The organism is Streptomyces sp. NPDC006624, from assembly GCF_040611555.1.
Taxonomy (GTDB): Bacteria; Actinomycetota; Actinomycetes; order Streptomycetales; family Streptomycetaceae; genus Streptomyces.
In genome coordinates this window covers 18,801-43,771 of the sequence record NZ_JBEXOM010000036.1, presented here as the reverse complement: position 1 = coordinate 43,771, position 24,971 = coordinate 18,801, and the positions used below count along the sequence as shown (strand labels likewise).

Below are 24,971 nucleotides of genomic sequence, written 5' to 3'. Positions count from 1 at the left end.
GCTACGACCCCGAGATCCACCGAGCCAGCAACAAGATCAAACAGGACCCGGACACGCCTCTGGCGGCATAGAGGTTGACTCAGGGAACTCACAGCTTCTCCTCCGACGCCTGGACGTACACCGCACCGCTGCCGCTCAGCTCCAGCTGGAACGCCTCGCCCGAGCCGCGGCCCACCATGTCCCGCCAGCCCAGCGCGGTCGACAGCTTGTTGCGGACGTCGCCGTGGTGGGCGACGTAGGCCTGCGGGTCGACGTGCACCGGGCGCTGCGGGCTGATCGGGAGCTCGATGACGCCGCCGTGCGCCATGACCGCGACGGCGCCGTGCCCCTTCAGGGTGGTCGTGAACAGCCCCTGGCCGCTCACCTGTCCGCGCACCATGCCCATGACGCCGCCCTGCGAGCCCAGGAACATCGTGCCCTGCTGCAGCGTGCCCTCGAAGGCCAGGAGGCGGTCCGCCTCGACGCAGAGCGTGTCGCCCGCGAGGCGGATCACCTGGACGTGGTGCCCGCCGTGCCCGAACAGGACCGTGCCGCTGCCCTCGACCGTCATCAGCGGCGTGTCCTCGTTCGCCACCCGGCGGCCGATCATCGACATGAGACCGCCCTGGCCCCCGGCCATGCTGGGCGTGAAGGACACCTCGCCCTTGTACGCGAGCATCGCGCCGCGCTGACTGAACAGCCGCTGCCCAGGCGCGACCGTCGCCTCGACCATCTTCGCGTTGATCTCACGGAAGGCCATGTCACACGTCTCCCGCGATCGTGTTGCGCTCGCTCGGCTGCACGTACACCAGCCCGTCCCCCTCGAACCGCATCTGGAAGGCCTCGCCGCCGCCCTCCCCGAGCAGCGTGCGGAACGTCACACCGGACTGGAAGGACTGCCGCAGTCTCCCCTGGTGCGCCACGTACGCCCCCGGGTCGACGGTCAGCGGGTACTGCGGGCTGACCCGCAGCACCACCGCGGGTCCGTCCGACATGATCGCCGCCTGGCCGTGGCCCTCGACGGTCGTCGTGAACAACCCGTTGCCCTGCGAGGCGCCGCGCAGGCCGGTGAACTCCGTGCCCGTGCGCAGCCCGCCGTCGGTCGCGAGCAGGTTGCTCGACTCCACGTAGAGCGTGTCGCCCTGCACGCCGACCAGGTTGATCTCGGACGCCCGGTCGGCGAACCAGCAGGTCCCCCGCCCCTTCACCTCCATCAACGTCATCTGCTCACCGGTCAGCCGGCGGGTCACCATGCCACGTATGCCCTCGCCGCCGCCGCTGAGCTTCTTGAAGGCCATCTCGCCGTCGTACGCGACCATCGAGCCGTTCTTCGCCTTGACGGCGTCTCCGGTCAGGTCGACGGCGAGCACCTTGCTGCTCTGAAGTCGGAACATCGCCACGTAGGGGAAGGTAGCCGCAGGCAGGGCATCACGGACAGGTCCTGTGGGTGGAGACCGACCCTGACGGGACCCCCAGGGCGGGGAGGCGACCCCGGTCGGGAGCCCCCGCGGCGGTTTGCCACAATGGGCGGGACGCTTGTGCGCGCGTTCACAAGCCGTCGGTCCAAAGCGACCGTTCTCGATCCGCAGACCGCCGCGTCTCTCCCACCGAAGGTGACCCGTGGACCTCAAGACCGCCACCGCCCTCCGCCGCCTCCGCCTGGTCTCGGCGCCCGAGGCGATCTCCTTCCTCCTCCTGCTCGTCTGCTCGGTGCTGAAGCGGACCACGGACTTCAACGCCGTGCCGGTGATGGGCGCGGTGCACGGCGCCCTGTTCGTCCTGTACGTGATCTTCTGGGCCGACGCCTGGAACCGGGCGAAGTGGCCGCTGCAGACCGCCGCGCTGTACTTCGTGCTGTCCGTGCTGCCCGCGGGCGGCTTCTTCGCCGAGCGCAGGCTGCGCCGTGAGGCCGAGGACGCGGTCATCGCGACCCGGGCACGCGGCGAAGGCGTGGTGAAGGCGTGATCGTCGCGTTCTCCGTGACGCCGCTCGGAGTCGGCGAGGACGTGGGGGAGTACGTCGCCGACGCCGTGCGGGTGGTGCGGGAGTCCGGACTGCCGCACCGCACGGACGCGATGTTCACCTCCGTGGAAGGCGAGTGGGACGAGGTCATGGACGTCGTCCGGCGGGCGGTCGCCGCCGTCGAGCGGCGCGCGCCGCGGGTGTCCCTCGTCCTCAAGGCGGACATCCGCCCCGGCGTGACGGACGGGCTCACCTCGAAGGTGGAGACCGTCGAGCGGCACCTGGCCGGGTAACACCGCGGCCGTGCACCAGAACCCCGGTCCACAGGGCCGGGGTTCCCGTCGTTCCCCACTCGCCTGGACCCTCCCAGTTCGACACCGTCCCAAAGATCCACTTTCGTGGTGCTATCGGTGCTTCGATCAGGCCTCAATCCATGGAGGGCGTTGTGCGGCCGGAGGGTTACGACTACGACTCCCACAGCCGCCTCGCCGGACCGCTCACCGAGCCGTCCGGTGAGGTGTACCGGGTGCAGTACGCCTCGCTCCTGTCCCGCGAGCCCCGCCGAATACGAGCCGTCCTGCTGATGGGCCTCGCCCCGGTGCTCACCGGCGCCCTGCTCGTCTACCTCGTCTGGCCCACCCACTGGGTCGAACGCGAGGGCGGCGACCGGTGGCTCATCGGCCTCGACGTCACCATGCTGATCGCGATCGGGCTGATCGAGCTGTTCATGCTCGTCAACGTCGCCTCGGTCGCCCACGCCACGATGGTCGCCCGCGACCCCGTGCCCGTCGTCCCCGAACCCGGCACGCGCGTGGCCTTCCTCACCACCTACGTCCCCGGCAAGGAACCCCTCTCCATGGTCCGTGCGACCCTGGAGGGCGCCCTGCGCCTCCGCCACACCGGCCACCTCGACGTCTGGCTCCTCGACGAGGGCGACGACGACCGGGCCAAGGCCCTGTGCGCGGAACTCGGCATCCGGCACTTCACCCGGCTCGGCGTCCCGGAGTGGAACCGCTCCACGGGCGTGCACAAGGCCCGCACCAAGCACGGCAACTACAACGCGTGGATCGCGATGCACGGCGACGCGTACGACTTCTTCGCGTCCGTCGACACCGACCACGTGCCGCTGCCCGGGTTCCTGGAGCGGATGCTGGGCTACTTCCGCGACCCGGACGTGGCCTTCGTCGTCGGCCCGCAGGTGTACGGCAACTACCACAACCCCGTCACCAAGGCCGCCGAGTCCCAGCAGTTCCTCTTCCACGCCCTGATCCAGCGCGCCGGCAACCGCTACCGCGCCCCGATGTTCGTCGGCACCAACAACGTCGTGCGGATCTCCACGATCAAACAGATCGGCGGCCTGTACGACTCCATCACCGAGGACATGGCGACCGGCTTCGAGATCCACCGCCACCGCAACCCGGCCACCGGGAACCACTGGCGCTCCGTCTACACCCCGGACGTGCTCGCCGTCGGCGAGGGCCCCGCCTCCTGGACCGACTTCTTCACCCAGCAGATGCGCTGGTCCCGGGGCACCTACGAGACGCTCCTGAAGCAGTACTGGAAGGCGCCCTTCACGATGCCCCCGGGCCGCCTGCTGTCCTACACGCTGATGCTCGTCTACTACCCCATGACGGCCGTCAACTGGCTGCTCGGCATCCTCAGTTGCGTGCTGTTCCTCTGGTTCGGCGCCTCCGGCACCCAGGTCTCGGCGTCGGTGTGGATGATGCTGTACAGCGACGCCGCCGCCCTCCAGATCGGCCTTTACCTGTGGAACCGCCGGCACAACGTCAGCCCCCACGAGCCGGAGGGCTCGGGAGGACTCGCCGGCATGGCGATGTCGGCCCTCTCCGCGCCGATCTACCTCAAGTCCCTCGGCGAGGCCCTGCTGCGCCGTCCCAGCCGGTTCGTCGTCACCCCCAAGGGCGGCGGAGCCAGCCCCGACCGTCCCGCCACCTTCCGGATCCACCTCTCCTGGGCGGCGCTGCTCGCCACGTCCCTGGCCGCCTCGGCCGCCCTGGACCACACGCACGCCGCGATGCGCACCTGGGCCGCCCTCGCCCTGGCCATCTCCCTGGCGCCGGTCGCGGTGTGGGCCGTCACGCGGCTGAAGGAGCAGCGCCCGAAGCCCGCACCGGCCCCCACACCCGCCGTCACGCCCGCACCCGCACCCGCACCCGTGCGCGTGCCCGAGAAGCCGCACACCAAGGAGCCGGCGCCCGCCCTCGCCACCGTGTCCCCGGCGGCGGCGCCGGCCTCCGGCACCACGACAGGAGGCACCTAGGCCATGGCCTACCAGCCCTCGCAGAAGACCAAGAAGACCGTCCTGGGCATCGGGGGCGTCGCGGTCCTGGCGAGCCTCAACGCCCCCGCCGCGCTGGACTTCGTCTCCGAGCAGTACCACGAGTACAAGATCGCCCAGCCCGGGTACAAGGCGAAGTACGGCTCCTGGGACCAGGTCGACATCCCCGAGGAGTACCGCACCAACGCCATCCACGCCGCCCTGCTGCACACCGGCAAGGTGCTGATCGTCGCCGGATCGGGCAACGAGCAGCGCAAGTTCGACAAGGGCGAGTTCGACACCGTCCTGTGGGACCCGGAGAAGAACACCTTCAAGAAGATCCCCACCCCCGAGGACTTCTTCTGCGCCGGGCACGCCCAGCTCCCCGACGGCCGCCTGCTGGTGGCCGGCGGCACCGCCCGCTACGAACTGCTCGACGGCGAGGTGACCCGGGCCGGCGGCGGCATGCGGGTGAAGAACGAGAGCCCCGACCGGGCGGTGTTCCTGAAGAAGGGCACCCGCTTCCGCTCCCCGGCGGGCGTCGAGTACGTCACGAAGTTCGACGTCACGGTCCCCAAGGCCAAGCGCAGCTTCAAGGTCACCTACAACAGCCGCGGAGTGATGCAGCCCTGGAGGACCAAGGTCACCGCCAGCGAGGCCCGGGTCTTCGTGGAGGCCGTGGACAAGGGCCCGCTGTCGGTCACCGAGAAGCAGGCGCAGTACGAGATCGTCGGCCTGAAGGGCAAGGCGGCCGACAACACCTACGGCCTCTCGGAGAAGATCACCCTGGAGAAGCAGGACTTCCAGGGCATCCGCGCCGCCTACGAGTTCGACCCCAAGGCAGAGAAGTACGTCCCGGTCGACCCGATGCGCAAGGCCCGCTGGTACCCCACGCTGGTCGGCCTCGACGACGGCCGGGTCCTGGCGGTGTCCGGCCTCGACGACGTCGGCATGATCGACCCGGGCGACAACGAGATCTACGACCCGGAGACCAAGAAGTGGTCACCGGGCCCGAAGCGGTACTTCCCGACCTACCCCGCCCTGTTCCTCACCAAGGGCGGCAAGCTGTTCTACTCCGCCTCCAACGCCGGTTACGGGCCCGCCGACCAGGGGCGCGTACCGGGGCTGTGGGACCTGGAGACGAACACCTTCCGCAAGGTGCCGGGCCTGAAGGACATGGACCAGACCGAGACCTCGGCCTCCGTGCTGCTGCCCCCGGCGCAGGACCAGAAGGTGATGATCCTCGGCGGAGGCGGCGTCGGCGAGTCGAAGAAGTCCACCCCGCGCACGGCCGTCGTCGACCTGAAGAAGGACAACCCGGCCTTCGAGACCGGCCCCGACCTGCCCCAGGGCACCCGCTACCTGAACAGCGTGATCATGCCGGACGACACCGTCTTCACGTCCAACGGCTCCAGGGACTACCGCGGGCGCAGCGCCAGCAACATCCTGCGGGCGCAGTTCTACGACCCGAAGGCCAACGCCTTCCGCGAGGCCGCCGCCCCGAAGGTGGGCCGCAACTACCACTCCGAGGCGCTGCTGCTGCCCGACGGCAGGATCGCCACCTTCGGCTCCGACCCGCTCTTCGACGACCAGCAGAACACCAAGCTGGGCCACTTCGAGCAGCGCATGGAGGTCTTCACCCCGCCGGTGCTGCACAAGAACGCCCGCAGCCGCCCCGCACTGAAGGACGGACCGCGGACGCTCGACGACGACCACAGCATCACGTTCCGCACCGACCATCCCGAGCGGGTGGCCAAGGCGCGGCTGATGCGGCCCAGCGCGGTCACGCACACCACGGACGTCGAGCAGCGCTCCGTCGAACTGGACATCACCAGGAAGGGTGACGCGGTGACGTTCGACGTGCCGCGCGACCCCGCGCTCGTGCCGCCCGGCTGGTACATGCTGTTCGTCACGGACGCCGAGGGCACCCCGTCGAAGGCGAAGTGGATCCACGTCCGGTGAGCCGTGGCCCGGTCAGCGCTTCGCGTTGCGCGCCAGCTCCAGGGCGTAGCGCGGCCACCAGCGCCCGGCGGCCGGGCCGCCCTCGCAGGTGCCGTCCGACTCGCCGGGCCGCTTGATCCACAGGTAGGCGTCGACGCCCGGTGCGCCGGTGGCGGTGGTGGGCGGGGTGCCGAGCGCCCGGCCGGGCGGGTTGCACCACACGCCCGGCAGGGGGCCCTTGCCGTTGCGGCTGGTGTCGACGACGTAGCGCTTGCCGCCCAGGGCCGCGGCGAGCCGGCCGCCGTAGCGCCGGGTCACCTCGTTCGTCTGGAAGTTGGAGACGTTGAGCGCGAAGCCGTCGGCCTGCTCGATCCCGGCCCGCTTCAGCGGCTCGACCAGCTTGTCCGGCTCCCGGATCCAGTCGGCGTTGCCCGCGTCCAGGTACACCTTGGTGTTCGGCTGCCGCTTCAGCCGGGCGATGGCCTCACCGAGCAGCTGCTCGCGTTCGGCGTGGTACTCGGCGGGCGTGCAGCCGTCCACCACGTGCGCGACCGCGTCGGGTTCCAGCACCACCAGGGCCTCGGCCTCGCCGAGGGCGTCGGCGAACTTGCCGATCCACTCCCGGTAGGCGTCGCCGTCGGCCGCCCCGCCCGCCGAGTGCTGACCGCAGTCGCGGTGCGGGATGTTGTAGGCGACGAACACCGCCGTCTTGCCCTCCCGGTTCGCGGCCGAGGCCGCCGCCCGCACCATCGGTCCCGGGTCGAGTTCGCCGGGCGGCCACAGCGCGACCGGCTGGTCGGCGATCCGCCGGATCAGGGTGGCGTCCTGGCTCCGGCCCTGCCGCTGCCAGAGCCGCGCCTGCCGGGCCGCCGGGCTCTGCTGGTCGACCCAGAAGGGCGAGCGGGTCGCGTAACCGGCCTTCGTGGTGTCGTCGGCGCCGGTGCCTGCGTCGCTGCGGGCGGAGGTGCAGCCCGCAGCGAGACCGAACACCGCGAGGGCCGCGAGGGCGTGGATCAGCCGGGTCATGCCGCTCCCAGGGAGGAAGATGACGTTGAGTGACGAACGTGAGCTCATCGTGACACAAAGGGATGATTCGGCATGGAAGGGACGCGGCCTGCTTCCCGGGTTCCCGTATGCCCCCGACCGAAGGGCGAGACGGGGCTGACCAGCATGTGACCGGCCGGTAAGGTCGGCTCCGTGCCGAAGCCGCTCAGTCTCTCCTTCGATCCGATCGCGCGCGCCGACGAACGCTGGAAGCAGCGCTGGGGAAACGTGCCGTCCATGGCCGCGATCACCTCGATCATGCGCGCCCAGCAGATCCTGCTCGCCGAGGTCGACGCCGTGGTCAAGCCGTACGGGCTGACGTTCGCGCGCTACGAGGCGCTGGTGCTGCTCACCTTCTCCAAGTCCGGCGAGCTGCCGATGTCCAGGATCGGCGAGCGGCTCATGGTGCATCCCACGTCCGTGACGAACACGGTCGACCGGCTGGTGAGGTCGGGGCTGGTGGCCAAGCGGCCCAACCCCAACGACGGGCGCGGCACCCTCGCCAGCATCACCGACAAGGGCCGTGAGGTGGTCGAGTCGGCCACCCGCGACCTGATGGCGATGGACTTCGGGCTCGGTGCCTACGACGCCGAGGAGTGCGCCGAGATCTTCGCCATGCTGCGGCCGCTGCGCATCGCCGCGGGGGACTTCGAGGAGGAGTGACCCGGGGCAAGATCTCCCGGAACGGGTCGTTACGCTCGACGGCATGAAGAAGAGCGTGCTGACCCGCTATCGCGTGATGGCCTACGTCACCGGCGTGCTGCTGGTCCTGCTGACCCTCGGCATGATCGGCAAGTACCTGCTCGACCTGAACGGCGCGGCGGACTTCACGCGCGTCGTCAGCATCGCGCACGGCTGGCTCTACGTGGTGTACCTGATCTTCGCCTTCGACCTGGGCTCCAAGGCGAAGTGGCCGGTGGCCAAGCAACTGTGGGTACTGCTGGCCGGGACCGTCCCGACGGCCGCGTTCTTCGTGGAGCGCAGGATCAGCCACGAGCTGGAGCCGCTGATCACGGACGGCTCTCCCGCACCCGCCAAGGCGTAACGACACCGCCGTACGGACGAACGTACGGCGGTCTGCCATCGACATTTACTTGGACGTCCTAGTAAATTCGAAGGTATGGACGCTGACGCCATAGAAGAAGGCCGCCGCCGCTGGCAGGCCCGCTACGACGCCGCGCGCAAGCGCGAGGCCGACTTCACCACGCTCTCCGGAGACGCCGTGGAGCCGGTGTACGGGCCACGGCCCGGTGACAGGTACGACGGGTTCGAGCGCATCGGCTGGCCGGGGGAGTACCCCTACACCCGCGGTCTGTACGCGACCGGCTACCGGGGGCGGACGTGGACCATCCGGCAGTTCGCCGGGTTCGGCAACGCCGAGCAGACCAACGAGCGCTACAAGATGATCCTCCGCAACGGCGGGGGCGGGCTCTCGGTCGCCTTCGACATGCCGACGCTCATGGGCCGCGACTCCGACGACCCCCGCTCGCTGGGCGAGGTCGGGCACTGCGGGGTCGCCATCGACTCCGCGGCCGACATGGAGGTCCTGTTCAAGGACATCCCGCTGGGGGACGTCACGACGTCCATGACCATCAGCGGCCCGGCCGTCCCCGTCTTCTGCATGTACCTGGTCGCCGCCGAACGGCAGGGCGTCGACCCGTCCGTGCTGAACGGCACGCTGCAGACGGACATCTTCAAGGAGTACATCGCGCAGAAGGAGTGGCTCTTCCAGCCCGAGCCGCATCTGCGGCTCATCGGCGACCTGATGGAGCACTGCGCCGCCGGCATCCCCGCCTACAAGCCGCTGTCCGTCTCCGGGTACCACATCCGCGAGGCCGGGGCGACGGCCGCGCAGGAGCTGGCGTACACCCTGGCCGACGGCTTCGGGTACGTGGAGCTGGGCCTGTCGCGCGGCCTGGACGTGGACGTCTTCGCGCCCGGCCTGTCCTTCTTCTTCGACGCGCACGTCGACTTCTTCGAGGAGATCGCCAAGTTCCGCGCCGCCCGCCGGATCTGGGCCCGCTGGATGCGCGACGTCTACGGAGCGCGGTCGGAGAAGGCCCAGTGGCTGCGGTTCCACACCCAGACCGCCGGTGTCTCGCTCACCGCGCAGCAGCCGTACAACAACGTCGTACGGACGGCCGTGGAGGCCCTGGCGGCCGTGCTCGGCGGGACGAACTCCCTGCACACCAACGCCCTCGACGAGACCCTCGCCCTGCCCAGCGAGCAGGCCGCGGAGATCGCGCTGCGCACGCAGCAGGTGCTGATGGAGGAGACCGGCGTCGCCAACGTCGCCGACCCGCTGGGCGGTGCCTGGTACGTCGAGCAGCTCACCGACCGGATCGAGGCCGACGCGGAGAAGATCTTCGAGCAGATCAAGGAGCGAGGGCTGCGGGCCCACCCCGACGGACGGCACCCGATCGGGCCGATGACCTCCGGCATCCTGCGGGGCATCGAGGACGGCTGGTTCACCGGGGAGATCGCGGAGTCGGCGTTCCGCTACCAGCAGTCGCTGGAGAAGGGCGACAAGAAGGTCGTCGGCGTGAACGTCCACACCGGGTCGGTCACCGGGGACCTGGAGATCCTGCGGGTCAGCCACGAGGTGGAGCGGGAGCAGGTGCGGGTGCTGGCCGACCGCAAGGCGGCCCGCGACGACGCCGCCGTGCGCAGCGCGCTGGAGGGCATGCTGGCCGCCGCCCGCAGCGGCGCCAACATGATCGGGCCGATGCTGGACGCCGTCCGCGCGGAGGCCACGCTGGGCGAGATCTGCGGGGTGCTGCGCGACGAGTGGGGCGTGTACACGGAGCCGGCCGGGTTCTGAGCCCCGCCGGGCGGGGGCGCGTGCTCCCGCCCGGCGCTCCCTCAGGTTCCGGCCGGATGCCCGGTGTCCTGCGTCAGTCCCCGCAGGAGGACCAGGGTGAAGCCGCGCACCCATTCCTCGTCCACCGGCTCCCCGCTGACCAGGGTGCGGTGGACCACCGCCCCCGCGACCATGTCGAAGATCAGGTCCACCGTGCGGGCCGCGGACGCGTCGTCCGGCTCCGGGGGGAGTTCGCCCCGGGCCTGGGCCCGGGCGCGGCCCTCCAGGACCAGGCGCTTCTGGCGGTCGACGACCGAGGTGCGGATGCGTTCCCGCAGGGCGTCGTCGCGGGTGGCCTCCGCCACCACCGCCATCAGGCCGCTGCGGGCCTCCGGCAGGGCCAGGATCGCGGCGAACTGCAGCACCACACCCTCGATGTCGGCGGCCAGGGAGCCGCGGTCGGGGAGTTCCAGGGCGTCGAAGAGTTCCGCCACCGCGTCGACGACCAGTTCGTTCTTGCCCGCCCAGCGGCGGTAGAGGGTGGTCTTCGCCACCCCCGCGCGGGTCGCGACGTCCCCCAGGGTGAGTTTGGACCAGCCCAGGTCCACCAGAGCCTCACGCGTCGCGGCCAGGATCGCGGCGTCCGCCGCGGCGCTGCGCGGACGCCCGGTGCGGCTGGCTGGGCTGCGGCTCTGCATGCCATGACCATAAACCGGCGGTTCCCGTGCGGCTCGTGAGAGAGATCACCGGGGGGCACTGTTCCCGCGGCCCCGCGTGGCATTACGCTACGACTCGTAGCGAAAGCGCGTGAGGGACGTTCACGTGCCGCCGCACACCGGCGCGGGGTGGGGACCCGGCGCCCGCAGGGACCCGACCGGCCCGGCTTTCACACCGTTTTTCACACGCGCACGCAGTACGGGGGAGGATAGGCGCATGCAGCCACGGAACATGTCCATGAGCGGAGTCGTCGACCTCGCCGCGGTGAAGGCGGCCCAGGAGGCCAAGGCCAAGGCGGAGCAGGCCCGCGCCCAAGCAGCCCGCGAGGGCGGGCCGGGGGCGATCTCCCCGGCCGATCTCGTCATCGACGTCGACGAGGCGGGGTTCGAGCGGGACGTCCTGCAGCGGTCCGCCGAAGTGCCCGTCGTCATCGACTTCTGGGCCGAGTGGTGTCAGCCCTGCAAGCAGCTGAGCCCGGTCCTGGAGCGGCTGGCCGTCGAGTACAACGGCCGCTTCCTGCTCGCCAAGATCGACGTCGACGCCAACCAGATGCTGATGCAGCAGTTCGGCATCCAGGGGATCCCGGCGGTCTTCGCGGTCGTCGCCGGACAGGCGCTGCCGCTCTTCCAGGGCGCCGCCGGCGAGGCGCAGATCCGTCAGACCCTGGACCAGCTGGTGCAGGTCGCCGAGCAGCGCTTCGGCCTGACCGGTCTCGCCGTCGACCCCGAGGCCGAGCCGGGCGGAGCCGCCCAGGCGGCCCCCGAGCGGCCCGCCGGCCCGTACGACGGACTGCTGGAGGCCGCCGTCCAGGCGCTGGACTCGGGCGACCTCGGCGGTGCCGTCCGGGCCTACAAGAACGTGCTGAGCGAGGACCCGGGCAACGAGGAGGCCAAACTCGGCCTCGCCCAGGCCGAGTTGCTCCAGCGCGTGCAGGGCGTCGACCCGCAGCGGGTGCGCAAGGAGGCGGCCGAGAAGCCGGCCGACGTCCAGGCGCAGATCGCCGCCGCGGACCTGGATCTGGTGGGCGGCCATGTCGAGGACGCCTTCGGCCGGTTGATCGAGACCGTGCAGCGCACGGTGGGTGACGACCGGGACGCCGTGCGGATGCGGCTGCTGGAGCTGTTCGAGGTCGTGGGACCCGAGGACCCGCGTGTGATGGCGGCCCGCAGGGCCCTGGCCCGCGCCCTGTTCTGACCAGTCGCTAAACACGCGGGCATGTGGTGCCCGCGTGAAGGATTTGCCGACAGTGCCTCACAGCGGCCGCGCTTTACCAAAACTTGGTAATCGCGGCCGCTGTTACTGCGAGTAAGTCGAGGGCGTTGATCTGTCGGATTCTGTCCAGCGATCAACAGCTTTGTACCTCCGCTCGACACCACCCTGAGTCGCCGGCCGAGACCGGCGGGTCGTTGTTCGGTTATCCGGCCGTTACTAGCGAGTAACGAACCCCCTTGTGCGGGCGGCGAGAATGCACCACGATCGGCCACGCTCGGTCCAATCCCGTACCCCGGCAGCCGGTTGGGTCGCGGGAGATCCTGGGTCCCCACCGAGCAGAGCCGGCGGCAGTGGCGCCGGCTCTTGGACAGGGGGGTCTTCGTCCACCCGGCGAAGCCTGTCCAGCAGGGTTGTGCGTGATGCGTGTCAGGCGCGACCAGTGGTTGTCGCTCGGGGGTGATCGCCGGTGATTCGGGCGCAGTTGCGCCGCCGAGTGCAGGCGCTCTCCTTCCCGAGGACGTAGCACTTCTCCCATCCCTGCCCGGCTGAGCCACGACTCGGGGCGAGCCAGGACAGGAGATGTACGTCCGAGAAGGAGGAAATATGGAGTCCCAGGTGCGTGGCGGGACCAGATGGAAGCGGTTCGCTGTGGTCATGGTGCCCAGCGTCGCCGCTGCGGCATGTGTGGGTGTCGGCCTCGCGCAGGGTGCGCTGGCCGCGTCGTTCAGTGTCTCCGGCCAGCAGTTCAAGGTGTCGGCCGGTCACCTGCACGGTGAGGGCTTCGCCCAGTACGGCGGGATCGACAGCGTCTACACCTCGACCGAGGGCAAGGAAAAGAAGCCGGTCCCGGTCGCCATCTCGTCGTTCGACAACGCGACGATCAGCAAGATGTGCCAGTCGGTCGCGACGCCGATCCCCCTCATAGGAAAGACGGTCTACCTCCGTCTCGAGGCGGGCAACGAGGCCAAGAAGCCGGTCAAGGCCGAGAACCTCTACATCGACGTCGCCCAGCTCGACGCCGACGCGGAGTTCAAGAACATCGACATCGGCGTCGCGGTCAAGGACAAGACCCGCGGCCCCGACGTGAAGAAGGGCGAGAACGTGCTGCCGGGCGGCTTCGCCCAGCAGGCGGAGTCGGCCGACCTCTACGGTGTCAAGCAGACGGCGTGGGCGACCACGGCGGGCACCTTCAAGCTCAGCGGCCTGTCGATGAAGCTCGGCATGGACAAGGGCATGGAGTGCTACTGACGGCCTCCGGCCCACGGGCACCCCAGGGGCGGCTCGACCGCCCTTGAGGGGCGGGGAAGCATCGGCTTCCCTGCCCCGCGGGTCCGGCCGAGAGCCGGGCCCCTCCACAGACTCAGACTTTCCGGCTTCTCCACACGCCTACGGCCGAGCCGGTACGTACCTCCACCGGACCGAGGGAGCTGTTTTCCATGAGTGCCGAGACTCCGGTCCAGAGCGCCGGAACCTTCACCCGGCTGCGCCGGCGATTCCGCGACTGGCGGGGCACCCGGCCGTTCTGGGCAGGCCTGTTCACCATCCTCGGCGGGGTGCCGATCGCCTACTTCCCCTACGCCACCCTGAAGCTGGGAACCATGTCGCTCACCATGGCGACCACCGCCGGTGCCGGCTCTCTCATCATCGGTCTCCTGCTGATCACGCTGGGACTGACCATGTGGTTCCAGCACGCGACCCGGGTCTTCGCCGGTGTCGCCTCGATCATCCTCGCCCTGGTGTCGCTGGTCGTCTCCAACATCGGAGGCTTCGTCATCGGCTTCCTGATGGCGATGCTCGGCGGCGCGCTCGCGATCTCGTGGGCACCGGGCCGGGCGGAGTCGGCCGGGGGAGGCCGGCAGCCCGCCGGACAGGGGCCGACGGACGAGGGCGTGGCGGAGCCCGCTACCGGCGAGGTCGCGGGAGAGCCGCAGCAGCCGCACTCCTCGTTCGAGACCGGCGACGGCGGACCGGCGGACGGCGTCCGGTCCGAGGCGCAGCCCGGGGGGTACCGTGTCGGCTGACGCCCGCGACCAGTTCACCGGGACCCAGGGCCGGCCCAGAACGGGTCCTCGCCACGCGGCCCCGAAGAAGCCGCTGTTCACCCGGTTCCAGATGCCGGCCGGCAAGGCGATAGCCATGGCGGCGATGCCCACCGCGGTCCTCATGGGCATGGGCTTCACCCCGACTCTGGCCCTGGCGGACGACCATCCGCCGGTGTCCAACAGCCTCAAGGCCGACGAGTACAAGGACTGCGTCGCGGCGCTGGAGGGCGACGAGAAGGACGCCTCGCCCTCGCCCTCGCCCTCCGCGAGCGGCGGCGACGAGGCAGAGAAGGACCAGGACGCCCCCGAGCCGACCCCCTCGGCGTCGGCCGGCGGCTCGGGCACGGATGCGGACAAGGCCCCGTCGAGTGCGTCAGGTTCGTCGGATTCAGGTTCCGACGACCCGGGCGGCAAGACCGAGCCGGCGCCGGCCCCTTCGGCCTCCGAGTCCGCGTCGGACGAGGACGAGGCCACGCCGAGCCCGTCGCCGTCCGAGAGCGGCGGCAACCTGCTGGAGGGCATCGGCGACGCGATCGGCGACATCTTCACGGGCGGCAAGTCCGGCGCGAGCCCGAGCCCCACGCCGTCCGCGACCGCTTCGCCGTCCGAGAGCACGGGCACGTCCGGGGACAAGAGCACGTCCGAGGCGTCCGGCACCGTCGAGGAGACCACCGACAAGGTCACCGACACGGCGAAGGACACGGTGAAGGACACCGTGAAGGACACGACCGACGCGGCGTCGAAGGCGGCCGAGGACACCGCCGAGTCCGTCGAGAAGGCGGCCGAGGACGCGGCGGACGAGGCCACCGCCTCCCCCAGCCCGTCCGAGAGCCCCTCCGTGGACCCCGAGGACTGCCCGGCCGCCACGGACGCCGAGGGCGGTGTCGACAACGAGATCCTCGTGCCCGACGACCCCTGGTACCTGGAAGCCAGCTCCCTGACCCTGAAGGGCGCCGACTACCAGGGCATCGTGGAGGTGAAGACGGCGAGCGGCGCCACCAAGAAGGTGCTCAAGTACGTCATCAGCGACGGCACCGACATCGGGGACCTCCACCAGCTCGTCAAGGACAAGCAGTCGGGCAAGACCCACCACGTCCAGGCGGCCAAGGGATCGACGTCCACGATCACCGACGGCAAGACGGTGATGTACACGGAGAAGATCTCCGGCAACCTGCTCGGGCTGATCCCGGTCACCTTCGACCCGGAGCACCCGCCGCCGCTGAACATCCCGCTCATCTACTTCACCAAGGTGAAGGTCACGCAGGCCGGCCAGTTCGGCGGCACGCTGACGGTGCCGGGGCTTAGTCAGTACGTCACGGACTGACGTTCCCGCCGGATCGATCGAGGGCGCCTCCTGGTCACAGGGGGCGCCCTCGGCGCTGCCGTACTGGGGGATCATGGATGATCGAGGCATGACCATCGTGGACGTACTGACGGAATTCGCCGAGTCCGGCGGAATCGGCGTTCTCAAACCGGGGGCGTCCCTCGCTGACGTGTCCGAGCGGCTGGGGCCGCCTCAGGACGGGGAGTACTTCCCCGGCCGGCGGCGGAAGAGGAGCGAGCCGCGCAACGTGCGCTACGGCGACGTACGTATCGAGGTCTGCTGCGACACGCTTGTGTCCGTGGCGCTGAGCACCGGGACGGGGACCGTCGATCTTCCGAGCGGCGTACCGGGCGAGACGAAGGAACTGCCCTCGACCGTGAACGCCGCGCAGCTTCGTGAGGCGTTCGCCGCGGCGGGTATAGGTGCCGAGGAAGGGCTCTGGCCCGAGCCGGCCGACCAGCTCACCCTGGTGGTGCCCCACCCCCCGGCGGACGTGCACTTCACCTTCCGCCGGACCGACGCCAACGGGTCCGGGGACAGTGGCACAATCCTGCACAGCGCGATCGCCCGGTACCCCCACCAGGTCTGCGGCTGACGCAGAGGGCGAGGGCCGGCCCGCATCGCGGACCGGCCCCCGTGAGTTCCGCGTCGGCGCCTACCCGACACCCTTCTGGCGGCTGATCTCCTTCAACGCGTCGATCAGGAACTTCAGTTTCGGCGCGAAGTTGGTCTTGCAGCCCCACCTCAGCGGCTTGGGCTTCTGACCCGACTCCAGGTTCTCGTTGTACCGCTGGTTCGCGGCGTCCTGGTTGAAGATGCGCATCGCGTCCGTCGACTTGGCGATCAGGTCCTCGCGCAGTCGGTCGTCATCGATGAGCGTCTGGACGACGGCGCGGATCTCGTCGGCGGTGGCCGGTCCCGCCTTGACGTCGATGGCGTAGCCCATGATGCCGCCCTTGACGTTGGTGGTCTGGAGCCCCACCTCGCGCCCGTTCTTCAGATTGACGTGAGCGCCGCGCTTGGTGCACCAGTCACCGTCGATCGGCGAGATGTGGTCGATGCCGCAGAACCGCTTCTTGCTCCCCGCCGCCTTGGCGGCGGCGAGCCCCTTGGCCTTGGACGCGCCGGCAGCGCCGCCGAACAGATCCGCGGCGTCCAGCACGCACTCGCCCAGCTGGCCCTTGCGGTACTTCTCGATGATGTCCTTCAGCCGGGCGAGGGTCTTCTTGCCCCACGCGGCCTTCTCGAAGAACTCGGAGATACCGCTGGCGACTCGGACGATCGCCTTGCCGACGGCGGGGAGTTTGCCCACGACCAGTACGAGGGACGCCACGTCGACGAAGGACCACAGGCAGCTTTCGACGTCGTCCTCACCGAAGCAGCGCTTGACGTTGTTGACGCCGAGCACCTCCAGCAGGATCTCGCCGCCGTTGGCCTTCACCCAGTCGATCACGCTCAGCGAGACGGCCGCCCGAGCGGCGCGGTAGTCGTCGACGCACTGCTGGCCGCACTGGGCCAGCAGGATCGCCTCGTCGTCGGCGCTGAGAGGCGGACCCGGATTCCCCTCGGGCACACCGGTATCACCCGCCTCCATCGCTGCCTGGCGCTGCTTTTCGAGCCGCTTGCGTTCCTCCTGTTCGGCGCGATCGGCAGCCTGGTCGGCTTCCTTCGCGGCGCCGTCGGCGTTCTTGGCGGCCGACTCGGCCGCGGTGGCGTCCTGCTCCGCCTTGGTAGCGGTGCTGCGGGCGCTCGCCGCGTCTTTCTCCGCCGCTGTGGCGGCCGAGCGGGCACTGCTGGCGTCCTTCTCCGCCTCGTCGGCCTCACGGTCCGCCGCTGCGGCCTCCGACTCCGCCTCGTTCGCGGCCATTCCGGCGTAGACGGCGTCCGTACCGGCCTGCTGGTCGTACTTCTGGGCGTTCGCGTCCGCCTTCTTCGCCGCTTCCGCGGCTGTGGCGGCCTCGGCTGCGGAGGCACGGGCGGCAGCCACCGAGGCAGCGGCCTTGGCCGCGTCGTCGGCTGCCGCTGCCGCGGCCTCGGCGGCCAGCTTGGCGTCGCCCTTCGCCTTCTCGGCGAGGGCCTTGGCCTCCTTGGCGGCCCTGGCCGCCTCGTCGGCCTTGGCCTTGGCGGCGGCGGCCTGGCGCTCCGCGATCGGCTTGGACGTCTGCCCCACGAGGACCGCGAACGCGGCCGAGACATCGGTCTCCTTGTACGGAGTGCCCGCGGCGATGGCCTGGTTGGCAGGCTTGATCACTTCGGCGGCCGAGTCGCGGGCGGCGGTGGCCGCCTCGCTCGCCGCGAAGGCGTGACCGGCCGTGGTGGCGGCCCAAGAGGCGGTCTTCGCGGCCTCGGACTTGGCAGCCGTGGCCTCCTTGCGTGCCGTGACCGCCGCGGCGGCGGCCTTCTTGCCCTCGGCTTCGGCGTCGGCGGCGTTCTTCTTGGCCGCCGCCGCGGCGTCGATCGCCTCGGCTGCGGCGGCGTGTGCCGTGGCGGCCGCGGCGCGCGTGGTCTCGTACGCGGACCACGCGTTGTCGGCCGCCGCGCGGGAACGCGACGCGGCGGCGTCGGCGCGCGTGGCGGCGGCCCGCGCCTTCACGGCGGCCTCACTCGCCTCATTGGCCGCGGCCCGCGCGTCACGTGCCTCGTCGGTCGCCTCGGTGGCGGCGGAACGGGCCTCCGTCGCGGCTTCACGAGCCTCGCCCGCGGCATCGGAACCCTTGGCCGCCTCGGCGGCGGCCTCCAAGGCCGCGGCCCTGGACTTGGCGGCGTCCCGCTTCCGTTCGGCCGCGACCGCCAGGTCGCGGGCCAGGTACGCCTGCGCCTCCGCCTCCTCGGCCTCCGCACGCTTGGCCGCTGCCGTGCTGCCCGCCGTTTCCGCGGTGCCGCGCGCCCGGGCAGCGGCATCCCGGTCCGCCTGCGCCCGCTGCTCGGCGTCCTTCGCCTTGGCCCGCTCGGCCGCCGCGTTGGCACGCTCCCGCTTGGCGTTGTCGCGTTCCTTCTCGGCCTTGGCCCGCTCCGCCGCCGCCGTCGCGGCGCCCTGCTTCGCCGTCTTCTCGGCCGCCTCCGCCGTCGCCTGCGCGTTCTTCGCCTTCGTGGCGTTGGCGGCGGCCTCCTTGGCCAGCGCGTCCGCGGACACCCGGGCCGCCTTCGCCTGGGCTGCGGCCTCCTGCGCGGCGATGCGCCGGAACTCGGTGTTGATGGCGTGCGCCTGGGTCTTGGAGAGCGCGAACAGCGCCTTGCTGTCGGCCACCGTCGCCTTGGCCGCGTTCACCGCGGTCTGGGTGGCCTTCGCGGCCGCCTGAGCGGCGGCGTAGGAGGCCTTGGCGACCTGCACCGACTGCTGCGCGTACAGCAGTCCCCGGCCGCGGGGGGTCTTGGCGGCGTCGGCGATGGCGTAGGCGTCGTTCTGCGCCGTGCCGGCCTGCTCGGAGGCCGTCTTGGCGGCGGCCACCGCCTTGTTGGCCAGGGTGAGCTGGTCCGCGGCCCGCTTCTGCGCGTTGGCCAGGTCCGTCTTGGCCTGGGTGAAGACCGCGGCCTTGGGCCGGTGGATGTTGTCCTTGGGCTGGCCCGCCCAGTACTTCTGCCACAGCAGGATCTGCTCGGCCAGCCACGCCTGCCCGATGGACTCGATCATCGCCTCGGTGGCCTTGCGGGCCTCGCCCGAAGCGGTCGCCTCGGCGGCCATGATGGTGGTCCGCGGCTTGGCCTGGGCGGCGTACTCCTGCTCCCACTCCTGATGGGCCGTCAGGACCACCGGGGTGAGGACCCGCCGGGCGTCGACGGGGTTGAAGCTGTCGCACCCGCCCCAGGCGACCTTGAGGGACTCGACCTCCATGCGGTACTCGGCGGAGCCCTCCTCCAGCGGCTTGGTGACGAATCCGCCATGGCGCAGGAAGGAGGCGACGTCGCTGGCGGTGGTCGAGTTGTAGGGGCCGCGGACGTCGGTCTCCCCGAACATGGAGCCGATCGCGAAGTCGTTCCAGTCGTCCTGGCCCTTGATCTCCGCGGCGATCTTCTTCGCCTGCTCGACCGAGGCCTTGGTGGGCACGCTGCGCCCGTCCTGCCCGAGCTTGCCGTACAGGTCGCGCTGCGGACCGAGCGTGAAGGCGACGACCGCCTTGTCGAACTCGGGAGCGTGGTACTCGGTGCCCGAGTCCCAACCCGTCTGCGCGTAGATCTTGTTGGACGTCTCCCAGCGCTCCTTGCGCTTGCGGGACTGGTCCAGGTAATCGATGACGCCGTCGTCATCCTTGGAACGGGCGTCGCCGAGTGTGCCGAGGCCCATCAGGTGCCCTTCCAGGGCCGCGGCCAGTTCGGCGTCGGTCCCGTTGAGGGCCTTGGCCGCCGCGCCCTTGAGTGCGGGGCCGCCGATGTGCAGTGCCGTACCGGCCACACACCGGTTCATCCTGTTGTCCACGCCGAGACTGATACGGAGCTTGCCGGCGTCCGGATCGTCGGCCGGCGGATCGTCCGCCCGGGCCGGTGCCGCGTACACCAGTCCCATCAGTACGGCTGAGGCCGCCACCAGTGCGGTGCCGCCTAACCCCCGTGAGCGCAGGGCTCTTCGCATGTCGTCGCCTGTCTGCCGGTCGAATGGTGAGCAGGAAGAGAGCAGGCGGACATGGCTGCGCGGCAGCCGTGGCGGATCGCTGACGGATGACACCCGTCGGAAGAGATGTGTGCGCTGGTCAGGCGCGTTCCCCCGTGCCCTCTCCCCGAGAGCGACACAAGATTTTCACATCTGATCGAATTTTGGTAGAGCGTGCCCGACGGTGAACGGCGCTGAGGGCGCCCCCTGTTGGCAGGGGACGCCCTCAGTGGTGTGGCCGAGGTCCTCCTCGGTCAGTTCGTGCCGCCCAGGTGGTGCACCCGCACCATGTTGGTCGTGCCGGGGACGCCGGGGGGCGAGCCGGCCGTGATGACCACGATGTCGCCCGCGTTGAAGCGGTTGAGCTTCACCAGTTCCTGCTCGACCAGCTCGACCATCTCGTCGGTGCTGTTCACGAACGGCACCACGTACGGCTCCACGCCCCAGCTGAGCGCCATCTGGTTGCGGGTGCCCTCGTCGGTGGTGAAGGCGATGATCGGCTGCTGCGCGCGGTAGCGGGACAGGCGGCGGGCGGTGTCGCCGGACTGCGTGAACGCCACCAGGCCCCGGCCGCCGAGGAAGTCGGCGATCTCGCAGGCCGCGCGGGCCACCGAACCGCCCTGCGTGCGCGGCTTCTTGCCCGGGACCAGCGGCTGCAGGCCCTTGGACATCAGCTCCTGCTCGGCGGCGGTGACGATCTTCGACATCGTCTTGACGGTCTCGACCGGGTAGGCGCCCACGCTCGACTCGGCGGACAGCATGACCGCGTCGGCCCCGTCCAGGATCGCGTTGGCCACGTCGGAGGCCTCGGCGCGCGTCGGACGGGAGTTGGTGATCATCGACTCCATCATCTGGGTCGCCACGATCACCGGCTTGGCGTTGCGCCGGCACAGCTCGATCAGGCGCTTCTGCACCATGGGGACCTTCTCGAGCGGGTACTCGACGGCGAGGTCACCGCGGGCGACCATCACACCGTCGAACGCCATCACGACGTCCTCCATGTTCTGCACCGCCTGCGGCTTCTCCACCTTGGCGATGACCGGGACGCGGCGGCCCTCCTCGTCCATCACGCGGTGCACGTCGTGGACGTCCTTGGCGTCCCGGACGAACGACAGCGCGACCAGGTCGCAGCCCATGCGGAGCGCGAAGCGGAGGTCCTCGATGTCCTTCTCGGACAGGGCGGGCACGTTGACGGCCGCGCCGGGCAGGTTGATGCCCTTGTGGTCGGAGATGACGCCGCCCTCGATGACGATCGTCTTCACCCGGTGGCCCTCGACCTCGGTGACCCTCAGTTCGACGTTGCCGTCGTTGATGAGGATCTGGTCGCCGTGGGAGACGTCCCCGGGCAGGCCCTTGTAGGTCGTCCCGCAGATCGTCTTGTCGCCCGGGACGTCCTCGGTGGTGATGGTGAACTCGTCACCCCGCACCAGCTCCACCGGACCCTCGGCGAAGGTCTCCAGGCGGATCTTGGGGCCCTGCAGGTCGGCGAGGACACCGATGGCCCGGCCGGTCTCCTTGGCGGCGGCCCGGACCCGGTCGTACCGGCCCTGGTGCTCGGCGTGCGAGCCGTGGCTGAAGTTGAAGCGGGCCACGTTCATGCCGGCTTCGATCAGCGCGACAAGCTGATCGTGGGAGTCGACCGCGGGGCCGAGAGTACAGACGATTTTCGAACGGCGCATGGGGGCGATCCTATCGGTTTGTTTCTCAGCGGAATATTCCGTCTGGCGGAAAATACAAAAGGGCGGCATGCCGCTCAGGTGTGATTCCCCGAATCGTTTACCAGCGCGTAGGTCTGTGTCGCGATCTCCAATTCCTCGTCGGTGGGCACCACGGCCACCGCCACCCGGGCACCCTCGGGCGAGATCAGCCGCGCCTCGCCGCCGCGCACCGCGTTGCGCTCGCCGTCCACCGCCAGGCCCAGTTCCTCCAGACCCGCCAGGGCGGCCTCGCGCACGGGCGCCGCGTTCTCCCCGACGCCGGCGGTGAAGGCGACCGCGTCCACCCGCCCGAGCACGGCGTAATAGGCGCCGATGTACTTCTTCAGGCGGTGAATGTAGATGTCGAACGCCAGCTCCGCCCGGGCGTCGCCCGCGTCCACGCGCCGGCGGATCTCCCTCATGTCGTTGTCGCCGCACAGGCCGATCAGACCGCTCCTCTTGTTGAGAAGAGTGTCGATCTCGTCGGCGGACATTCCACCAACACGCATCAAATGGAAGATGACGGCCGGGTCCATGTCTCCGGAGCGCGTACCCATCACGAGCCCCTCCAAAGGCGTCAGCCCCATGGAGGTGTCCACGCACCGCCCGCCCCGGACCGCCGAGGCGGAGGCCCCGTTGCCCAGGTGCAGCACGATCACGTTCACCTCGGAGGGGTCCTTGCCCAGCAGCTGTGCCGTCGCCCGGGAGACGTAGGCGTGCGAGGTGCCGTGGAAGCCGTAGCGGCGGATGCGGTGCTCGTCGGCCGTCCTCACGTCGATCGCGTAGCGGGCCGCCGACTCCGGCATCGTGGTGTGGAAGGCGGTGTCGAAGACGGCGACCTGCGGCAGGTCCGGCCGCAGCGCCCGCGCGGTGCGGATGCCGGTGAGGTTGGCCGGGTTGTGCAGCGGCGCCACCGGGATGAGCCGCTCGATCTCGGCGAGCACCCGGTCGTCGATCACCGTGGGCTCGGTGAAGGACTTGCCGCCGTGCACCACCCGGTGCCCGATCGCGGCCAGTTCGGGCGAGTCCAGGCCCAGGCCGTCCTTGGCCAGCTCCTCGGCGACGGCCTTCAGGGCGGCGTCGTGGTCGGCGATCGCCCCGTGCCGCTCCCGGCTCCCGCCGCCCGCCGGGGTGTGCTTCAGCCGCGAGGTCTGCTCGCCGATGCGCTCCACCAGGCCCACCGCCAGCCGGCTGCGCTCCCGCATGTCGAGCAACTGGTACTTCACCGACGACGAGCCGGAGTTGAGGACGAGGACACGGGACGGGCTCACTGGGCGGCTGCCTTCTCGCTCGGGGACGGGGCGGGGGACTGGGCCTGGATGGCGGTGATGGCGACGGTGTTGACGATGTCCTGGACGAGGGCGCCCCGGGACAGGTCGTTGACCGGCTTGCGCAGACCCTGCAGCACCGGCCCGACGGCGATCGCGCCGGCCGAGCGCTGCACGGCCTTGTAGGTGTTGTTGCCGGTGTTCAGGTCGGGGAAGATCAGCACGCTGGCCTGACCGGCGACCTCCGAGCCGGGCAGCTTGGTCGCCGCGACCGACGGCTCCACGGCGGCGTCGTACTGGATCGGGCCCTCGATCTTCAGGTCGGGCCGGCGCGAGCGGACCAGCTCGGTGGCCTCGCGCACCTTGTCCACGTCGGCGCCCGAGCCGGAGGTGCCGGTGGAGTACGACAGCATCGCGATGCGCGGCTCCACGCCGAACCGCTCGGCCGTGGTCGCCGACTGGATGGCGATGTCCGCGAGCTGCTCGGCGTCCGGGTCCGGGTTGACCGCGCAGTCGCCGTAGACCAGGACCTTGTCGGCCAGGCACATGAAGAACACCGACGAGACGATGTCCGCGTCCGGCTTCGTCTTGATGATCTCGAACGCCGGGCGGATGGTCGCGGCCGTGGAGTGCACCGAGCCCGACACCATGCCGTCCGCGAGGCCCTCCTGGACCATCAGCGTGCCGAAGTAGTTCACGTCCGAGACGACGTCGTACGCCAGCTCCACCGTCACGCCCCGGTGGGCGCGCAGGGCGGCGTACTTCTCGGCGAAGCCGTCCCGCAGGTCGGAGGTGGCCGGGTCGATCAGCTGGGACTCGCCGAGGTCGACGCCCAGGTCGGCGGCCTTCTTGCGGATCTGGTCGACCGGGCCGAGCAGGGTCAGCTCGCACACGCCCCGGCGCAGCAGCACCTCCGCCGCGTGCAGCACGCGCTCCTCGGTGCCCTCCGGCAGGACGACCCGGCGCAGGCCGGAGCGGGCCTGCTCCAGCAGCTTGTGCTCGAACATCATCGGCGTCACGCGGTCGCTGCTCGGCGCGGAGACCCGGCGCACGAGGTCGGCGGTGTCGGCGTACCGCTCGAACAGGCCGAGGGCCCGCTCCGCCTTGCGCGGGGTGGCCGCGTTGAGCTTGCCCTCCAGGGAGAACAGCTGCTCGGCGGTGGGGAAGCTGTTGCCGGCCACGGACAGCACCGGCGTGCCCGGGGCGAGGCGGGCGGCGAGGGTCAGGATGTCGTCGCCGGGCACCTCGTTCAGGGTGAGCAGCACCCCCGCTATCGGCGGGGTGCCGGCGCTGTGCGCGGCGAGCGCGCCCACCACCAGGTCGGCCCGGTCGCCCGGGGTGACCACGAGGCAGCCCGGGGTGAGGGCGCCGAGGAAGTTCGGCAGCATCGCACCGCCGAAGACGAAGCCGAGCACGTCGCGGGCGAGCCCCGAGTCGTCGCCGAGCACCACCCGCGCGCCCAGGGCGTGGCTGATCTGCGAGACGGTCGGCGCGGACAGGGCCGGCTCGTCGGGCAGCACGTAACTGGGCACCGGGAGCCGGGAGTCGAGCCGGCGGGCGATCTCGTCGCGGTCCTCGCGGGCGACCCGGTTGGTCACCATGGCCAGGACGTCGCAGCCGAGGGTGTCGTAGGCGCGGTAGGCGTTGCGCGTCTCGGCGAGCACCGGCTCCACGCTCTGCTTGCGGCCGCCGACGACCGGGATCACCGACGCGCCGAACTCGTTCGCCAGGCGGGCGTTGAGCGCCAGCTCGTCCGGGAGCTGGGTGCCGGCGTAGTCGGTGCCGAGGACCAGCACCACGTCGTAGTCCCGGGCGACCAGGTGGAAGCGGTCGACCAGGGTGGAGACCAGCTCGTCCGTGCCGGCCTCGGCCTGGAGGGCGGACGCCTCGTGGTAGTCCATGCCGTAGACCGTCGCCGGGTCCTGGGCGAGCCGGTACCGGGCGCGCAGCAGCTCGAAGAGGCGGTCGGGCCCGTCGTGGACGAGGGGCCGGAAGACGCCCACCCGGTCCACCTGCCGGGTGAGGAGCTCCATGACCCCCAGTTCGACGACCTGGCGGCCGTCGCCGCGGTCGATGCCGGTCACGTACACGCTGCGGGTCACGCGCGCTCTCCGTTTCGTCT

At 70.6% G+C, this 24,971-nt stretch carries 20 protein-coding genes; 12 read left to right on the top strand and 8 right to left on the bottom strand.

Going from position 1 to position 24,971, the window contains the following annotated elements:
- Positions 1-88 precede the first annotated feature (88 nt).
- Together ABZY20_RS35975 and ABZY20_RS35970 are read right to left on the bottom strand one after the other, a co-directional pair.
- Complete coding sequence (locus ABZY20_RS35975; RefSeq protein ID WP_356447543.1) at positions 89-739, bottom strand: AIM24 family protein; 651 nt, start codon at positions 737-739, stop codon at positions 89-91.
- 1 nt (position 740) lies between these two features.
- Positions 741-1,373: an AIM24 family protein gene (locus tag ABZY20_RS35970; RefSeq protein WP_356447546.1), complete on the bottom strand. Its 633-nt coding sequence runs from the start codon at positions 1,371-1,373 to the stop codon at positions 741-743.
- Positions 1,374-1,599: 226 nt separating this feature from the next.
- Between ABZY20_RS35970 and ABZY20_RS35965 the strand changes: the two genes are divergently transcribed.
- The 4 genes from ABZY20_RS35965 (at position 1,600) to ABZY20_RS35950 (ending at position 6,181) form a co-directional block, all read left to right on the top strand.
- On the top strand, positions 1,600-1,944 hold the full coding sequence (locus ABZY20_RS35965) for a DUF3817 domain-containing protein (protein ID WP_356447541.1): 345 nt from the start codon (positions 1,600-1,602) through the stop codon (positions 1,942-1,944).
- Positions 1,941-2,234, top strand: coding sequence for an MTH1187 family thiamine-binding protein (locus ABZY20_RS35960; RefSeq protein WP_356447539.1), 294 nt, complete (start codon positions 1,941-1,943; stop codon positions 2,232-2,234). The genes ABZY20_RS35965 and ABZY20_RS35960 overlap by 4 nt, the downstream gene beginning before the upstream one ends.
- Positions 2,235-2,374: 140 nt before the next feature.
- A complete protein-coding gene (locus tag ABZY20_RS35955; RefSeq protein ID WP_356447537.1) occupies positions 2,375-4,222 on the top strand; it encodes a cellulose synthase catalytic subunit in 1,848 nt (615 codons plus the stop codon).
- Between the two features lie 3 nt (positions 4,223-4,225).
- Positions 4,226-6,181 carry a kelch motif-containing protein gene (locus ABZY20_RS35950; protein ID WP_356447535.1) on the top strand — a complete coding sequence of 652 codons (1,956 nt, stop codon included), beginning with the start codon at positions 4,226-4,228 and terminating at the stop codon, positions 6,179-6,181.
- Between the two features lie 12 nt (positions 6,182-6,193).
- Here ABZY20_RS35950 and ABZY20_RS35945 read toward each other — a convergent pair whose 3' ends face one another.
- Complete coding sequence (locus ABZY20_RS35945; protein WP_356447533.1) at positions 6,194-7,186, bottom strand: glycoside hydrolase family 6 protein; 993 nt, start codon at positions 7,184-7,186, stop codon at positions 6,194-6,196.
- Positions 7,187-7,357: 171 nt separating this feature from the next.
- Between ABZY20_RS35945 and ABZY20_RS35940 the strand changes: the two genes are divergently transcribed.
- The 3 genes from ABZY20_RS35940 to ABZY20_RS35930 all read left to right on the top strand — a co-directional run bounded on the left by ABZY20_RS35940 (position 7,358) and on the right by ABZY20_RS35930 (position 10,025).
- Positions 7,358-7,867 (top strand): MarR family transcriptional regulator, encoded by a 510-nt coding sequence (locus tag ABZY20_RS35940; protein WP_356447531.1) that lies wholly within the window; start codon positions 7,358-7,360, stop codon positions 7,865-7,867.
- A gap of 43 nt (positions 7,868-7,910) precedes the next feature.
- Positions 7,911-8,249 (top strand): DUF3817 domain-containing protein, encoded by a 339-nt coding sequence (locus ABZY20_RS35935; protein WP_356447530.1) that lies wholly within the window; start codon positions 7,911-7,913, stop codon positions 8,247-8,249.
- Between the two features lie 75 nt (positions 8,250-8,324).
- The gene (locus tag ABZY20_RS35930) at positions 8,325-10,025 is read left to right on the top strand and encodes a methylmalonyl-CoA mutase family protein (protein WP_356447528.1); all 1,701 of its coding nucleotides are present in this window, start codon (positions 8,325-8,327) and stop codon (positions 10,023-10,025) included.
- A 41-nt stretch (positions 10,026-10,066) separates the two neighbouring features.
- On the opposite strand, the gene ABZY20_RS35925 is transcribed toward ABZY20_RS35930, so the two are convergent.
- Complete coding sequence (locus ABZY20_RS35925; protein WP_356447526.1) at positions 10,067-10,702, bottom strand: TetR/AcrR family transcriptional regulator; 636 nt, start codon at positions 10,700-10,702, stop codon at positions 10,067-10,069.
- A 235-nt stretch (positions 10,703-10,937) separates the two neighbouring features.
- Here ABZY20_RS35925 and ABZY20_RS35920 point away from each other — a divergent pair, with 235 nt between their 5' ends.
- The 5 genes from ABZY20_RS35920 to ABZY20_RS35900 all read left to right on the top strand — a co-directional run bounded on the left by ABZY20_RS35920 (position 10,938) and on the right by ABZY20_RS35900 (position 15,894).
- Entirely contained in the window at positions 10,938-11,915 is a 978-nt protein-coding gene (locus ABZY20_RS35920; RefSeq protein ID WP_356447524.1) for a tetratricopeptide repeat protein, read from the top strand.
- Between the two features lie 621 nt (positions 11,916-12,536).
- On the top strand, positions 12,537-13,181 hold the full coding sequence (locus ABZY20_RS35915; protein WP_356447522.1) for a DUF6230 family protein: 645 nt from the start codon (positions 12,537-12,539) through the stop codon (positions 13,179-13,181).
- A 188-nt stretch (positions 13,182-13,369) separates the two neighbouring features.
- Positions 13,370-13,954 (top strand): DUF6114 domain-containing protein, encoded by a 585-nt coding sequence (locus ABZY20_RS35910; protein WP_356447520.1) that lies wholly within the window; start codon positions 13,370-13,372, stop codon positions 13,952-13,954.
- 91 nt (positions 13,955-14,045) lie between these two features.
- The gene (locus tag ABZY20_RS35905) at positions 14,046-15,299 is read left to right on the top strand and encodes a hypothetical protein (protein ID WP_356447545.1); all 1,254 of its coding nucleotides are present in this window, start codon (positions 14,046-14,048) and stop codon (positions 15,297-15,299) included.
- 88 nt (positions 15,300-15,387) lie between these two features.
- The gene (locus tag ABZY20_RS35900; RefSeq protein WP_356447518.1) at positions 15,388-15,894 is read left to right on the top strand and encodes a hypothetical protein; all 507 of its coding nucleotides are present in this window, start codon (positions 15,388-15,390) and stop codon (positions 15,892-15,894) included.
- A gap of 60 nt (positions 15,895-15,954) precedes the next feature.
- On the opposite strand, the gene ABZY20_RS35895 is transcribed toward ABZY20_RS35900, so the two are convergent.
- The 4 genes from ABZY20_RS35895 to pta all read right to left on the bottom strand — a co-directional run bounded on the left by ABZY20_RS35895 (position 15,955) and on the right by pta (position 24,951).
- Positions 15,955-19,821: a hypothetical protein gene (locus tag ABZY20_RS35895; RefSeq protein ID WP_356447517.1), complete on the bottom strand. Its 3,867-nt coding sequence runs from the start codon at positions 19,819-19,821 to the stop codon at positions 15,955-15,957.
- A gap of 317 nt (positions 19,822-20,138) precedes the next feature.
- Complete coding sequence (gene pyk / locus ABZY20_RS35890) at positions 20,139-21,563, bottom strand: pyruvate kinase (protein ID WP_356447515.1); 1,425 nt, start codon at positions 21,561-21,563, stop codon at positions 20,139-20,141.
- 74 nt (positions 21,564-21,637) lie between these two features.
- Positions 21,638-22,852: an acetate kinase gene (locus ABZY20_RS35885; protein ID WP_356447513.1), complete on the bottom strand. Its 1,215-nt coding sequence runs from the start codon at positions 22,850-22,852 to the stop codon at positions 21,638-21,640.
- Positions 22,849-24,951 carry a phosphate acetyltransferase gene (gene pta / locus ABZY20_RS35880; RefSeq protein ID WP_356447511.1) on the bottom strand — a complete coding sequence of 701 codons (2,103 nt, stop codon included), beginning with the start codon at positions 24,949-24,951 and terminating at the stop codon, positions 22,849-22,851. The genes ABZY20_RS35885 and pta overlap by 4 nt, the downstream gene beginning before the upstream one ends.
- Between the last annotated feature and the right edge of the window lie 20 nt (positions 24,952-24,971).

What these genes read in the sequence shown, in the direction of transcription:
- ABZY20_RS35975 (WP_356447543.1), bottom strand. Translation starts at nt 739, where the DNA reads ATGGCCTTCCGTGAGATCAACGCGAAGATGGTCGAGGCGACGGTCGCG.
- ABZY20_RS35970 (WP_356447546.1), bottom strand. Translation starts at nt 1,373, where the DNA reads ATGTTCCGACTTCAGAGCAGCAAGGTGCTCGCCGTCGACCTGACCGGA.
- ABZY20_RS35955 (WP_356447537.1), top strand. Translation starts at nt 2,375, where the DNA reads ATGGAGGGCGTTGTGCGGCCGGAGGGTTACGACTACGACTCCCACAGC.
- ABZY20_RS35950 (WP_356447535.1), top strand. Translation starts at nt 4,226, where the DNA reads ATGGCCTACCAGCCCTCGCAGAAGACCAAGAAGACCGTCCTGGGCATC.
- ABZY20_RS35945 (WP_356447533.1), bottom strand. Translation starts at nt 7,186, where the DNA reads ATGACCCGGCTGATCCACGCCCTCGCGGCCCTCGCGGTGTTCGGTCTC.
- ABZY20_RS35935 (WP_356447530.1), top strand. Translation starts at nt 7,911, where the DNA reads ATGAAGAAGAGCGTGCTGACCCGCTATCGCGTGATGGCCTACGTCACC.
- ABZY20_RS35930 (WP_356447528.1), top strand. Translation starts at nt 8,325, where the DNA reads ATGGACGCTGACGCCATAGAAGAAGGCCGCCGCCGCTGGCAGGCCCGC.
- ABZY20_RS35925 (WP_356447526.1), bottom strand. Translation starts at nt 10,702, where the DNA reads ATGCAGAGCCGCAGCCCAGCCAGCCGCACCGGGCGTCCGCGCAGCGCC.
- ABZY20_RS35920 (WP_356447524.1), top strand. Translation starts at nt 10,938, where the DNA reads ATGCAGCCACGGAACATGTCCATGAGCGGAGTCGTCGACCTCGCCGCG.
- ABZY20_RS35915 (WP_356447522.1), top strand. Translation starts at nt 12,537, where the DNA reads ATGGAGTCCCAGGTGCGTGGCGGGACCAGATGGAAGCGGTTCGCTGTG.
- ABZY20_RS35910 (WP_356447520.1), top strand. Translation starts at nt 13,370, where the DNA reads ATGAGTGCCGAGACTCCGGTCCAGAGCGCCGGAACCTTCACCCGGCTG.
- ABZY20_RS35905 (WP_356447545.1), top strand. Translation starts at nt 14,046, where the DNA reads ATGCCGGCCGGCAAGGCGATAGCCATGGCGGCGATGCCCACCGCGGTC.
- ABZY20_RS35900 (WP_356447518.1), top strand. Translation starts at nt 15,388, where the DNA reads ATGACCATCGTGGACGTACTGACGGAATTCGCCGAGTCCGGCGGAATC.
- pyk (WP_356447515.1), bottom strand. Translation starts at nt 21,563, where the DNA reads ATGCGCCGTTCGAAAATCGTCTGTACTCTCGGCCCCGCGGTCGACTCC.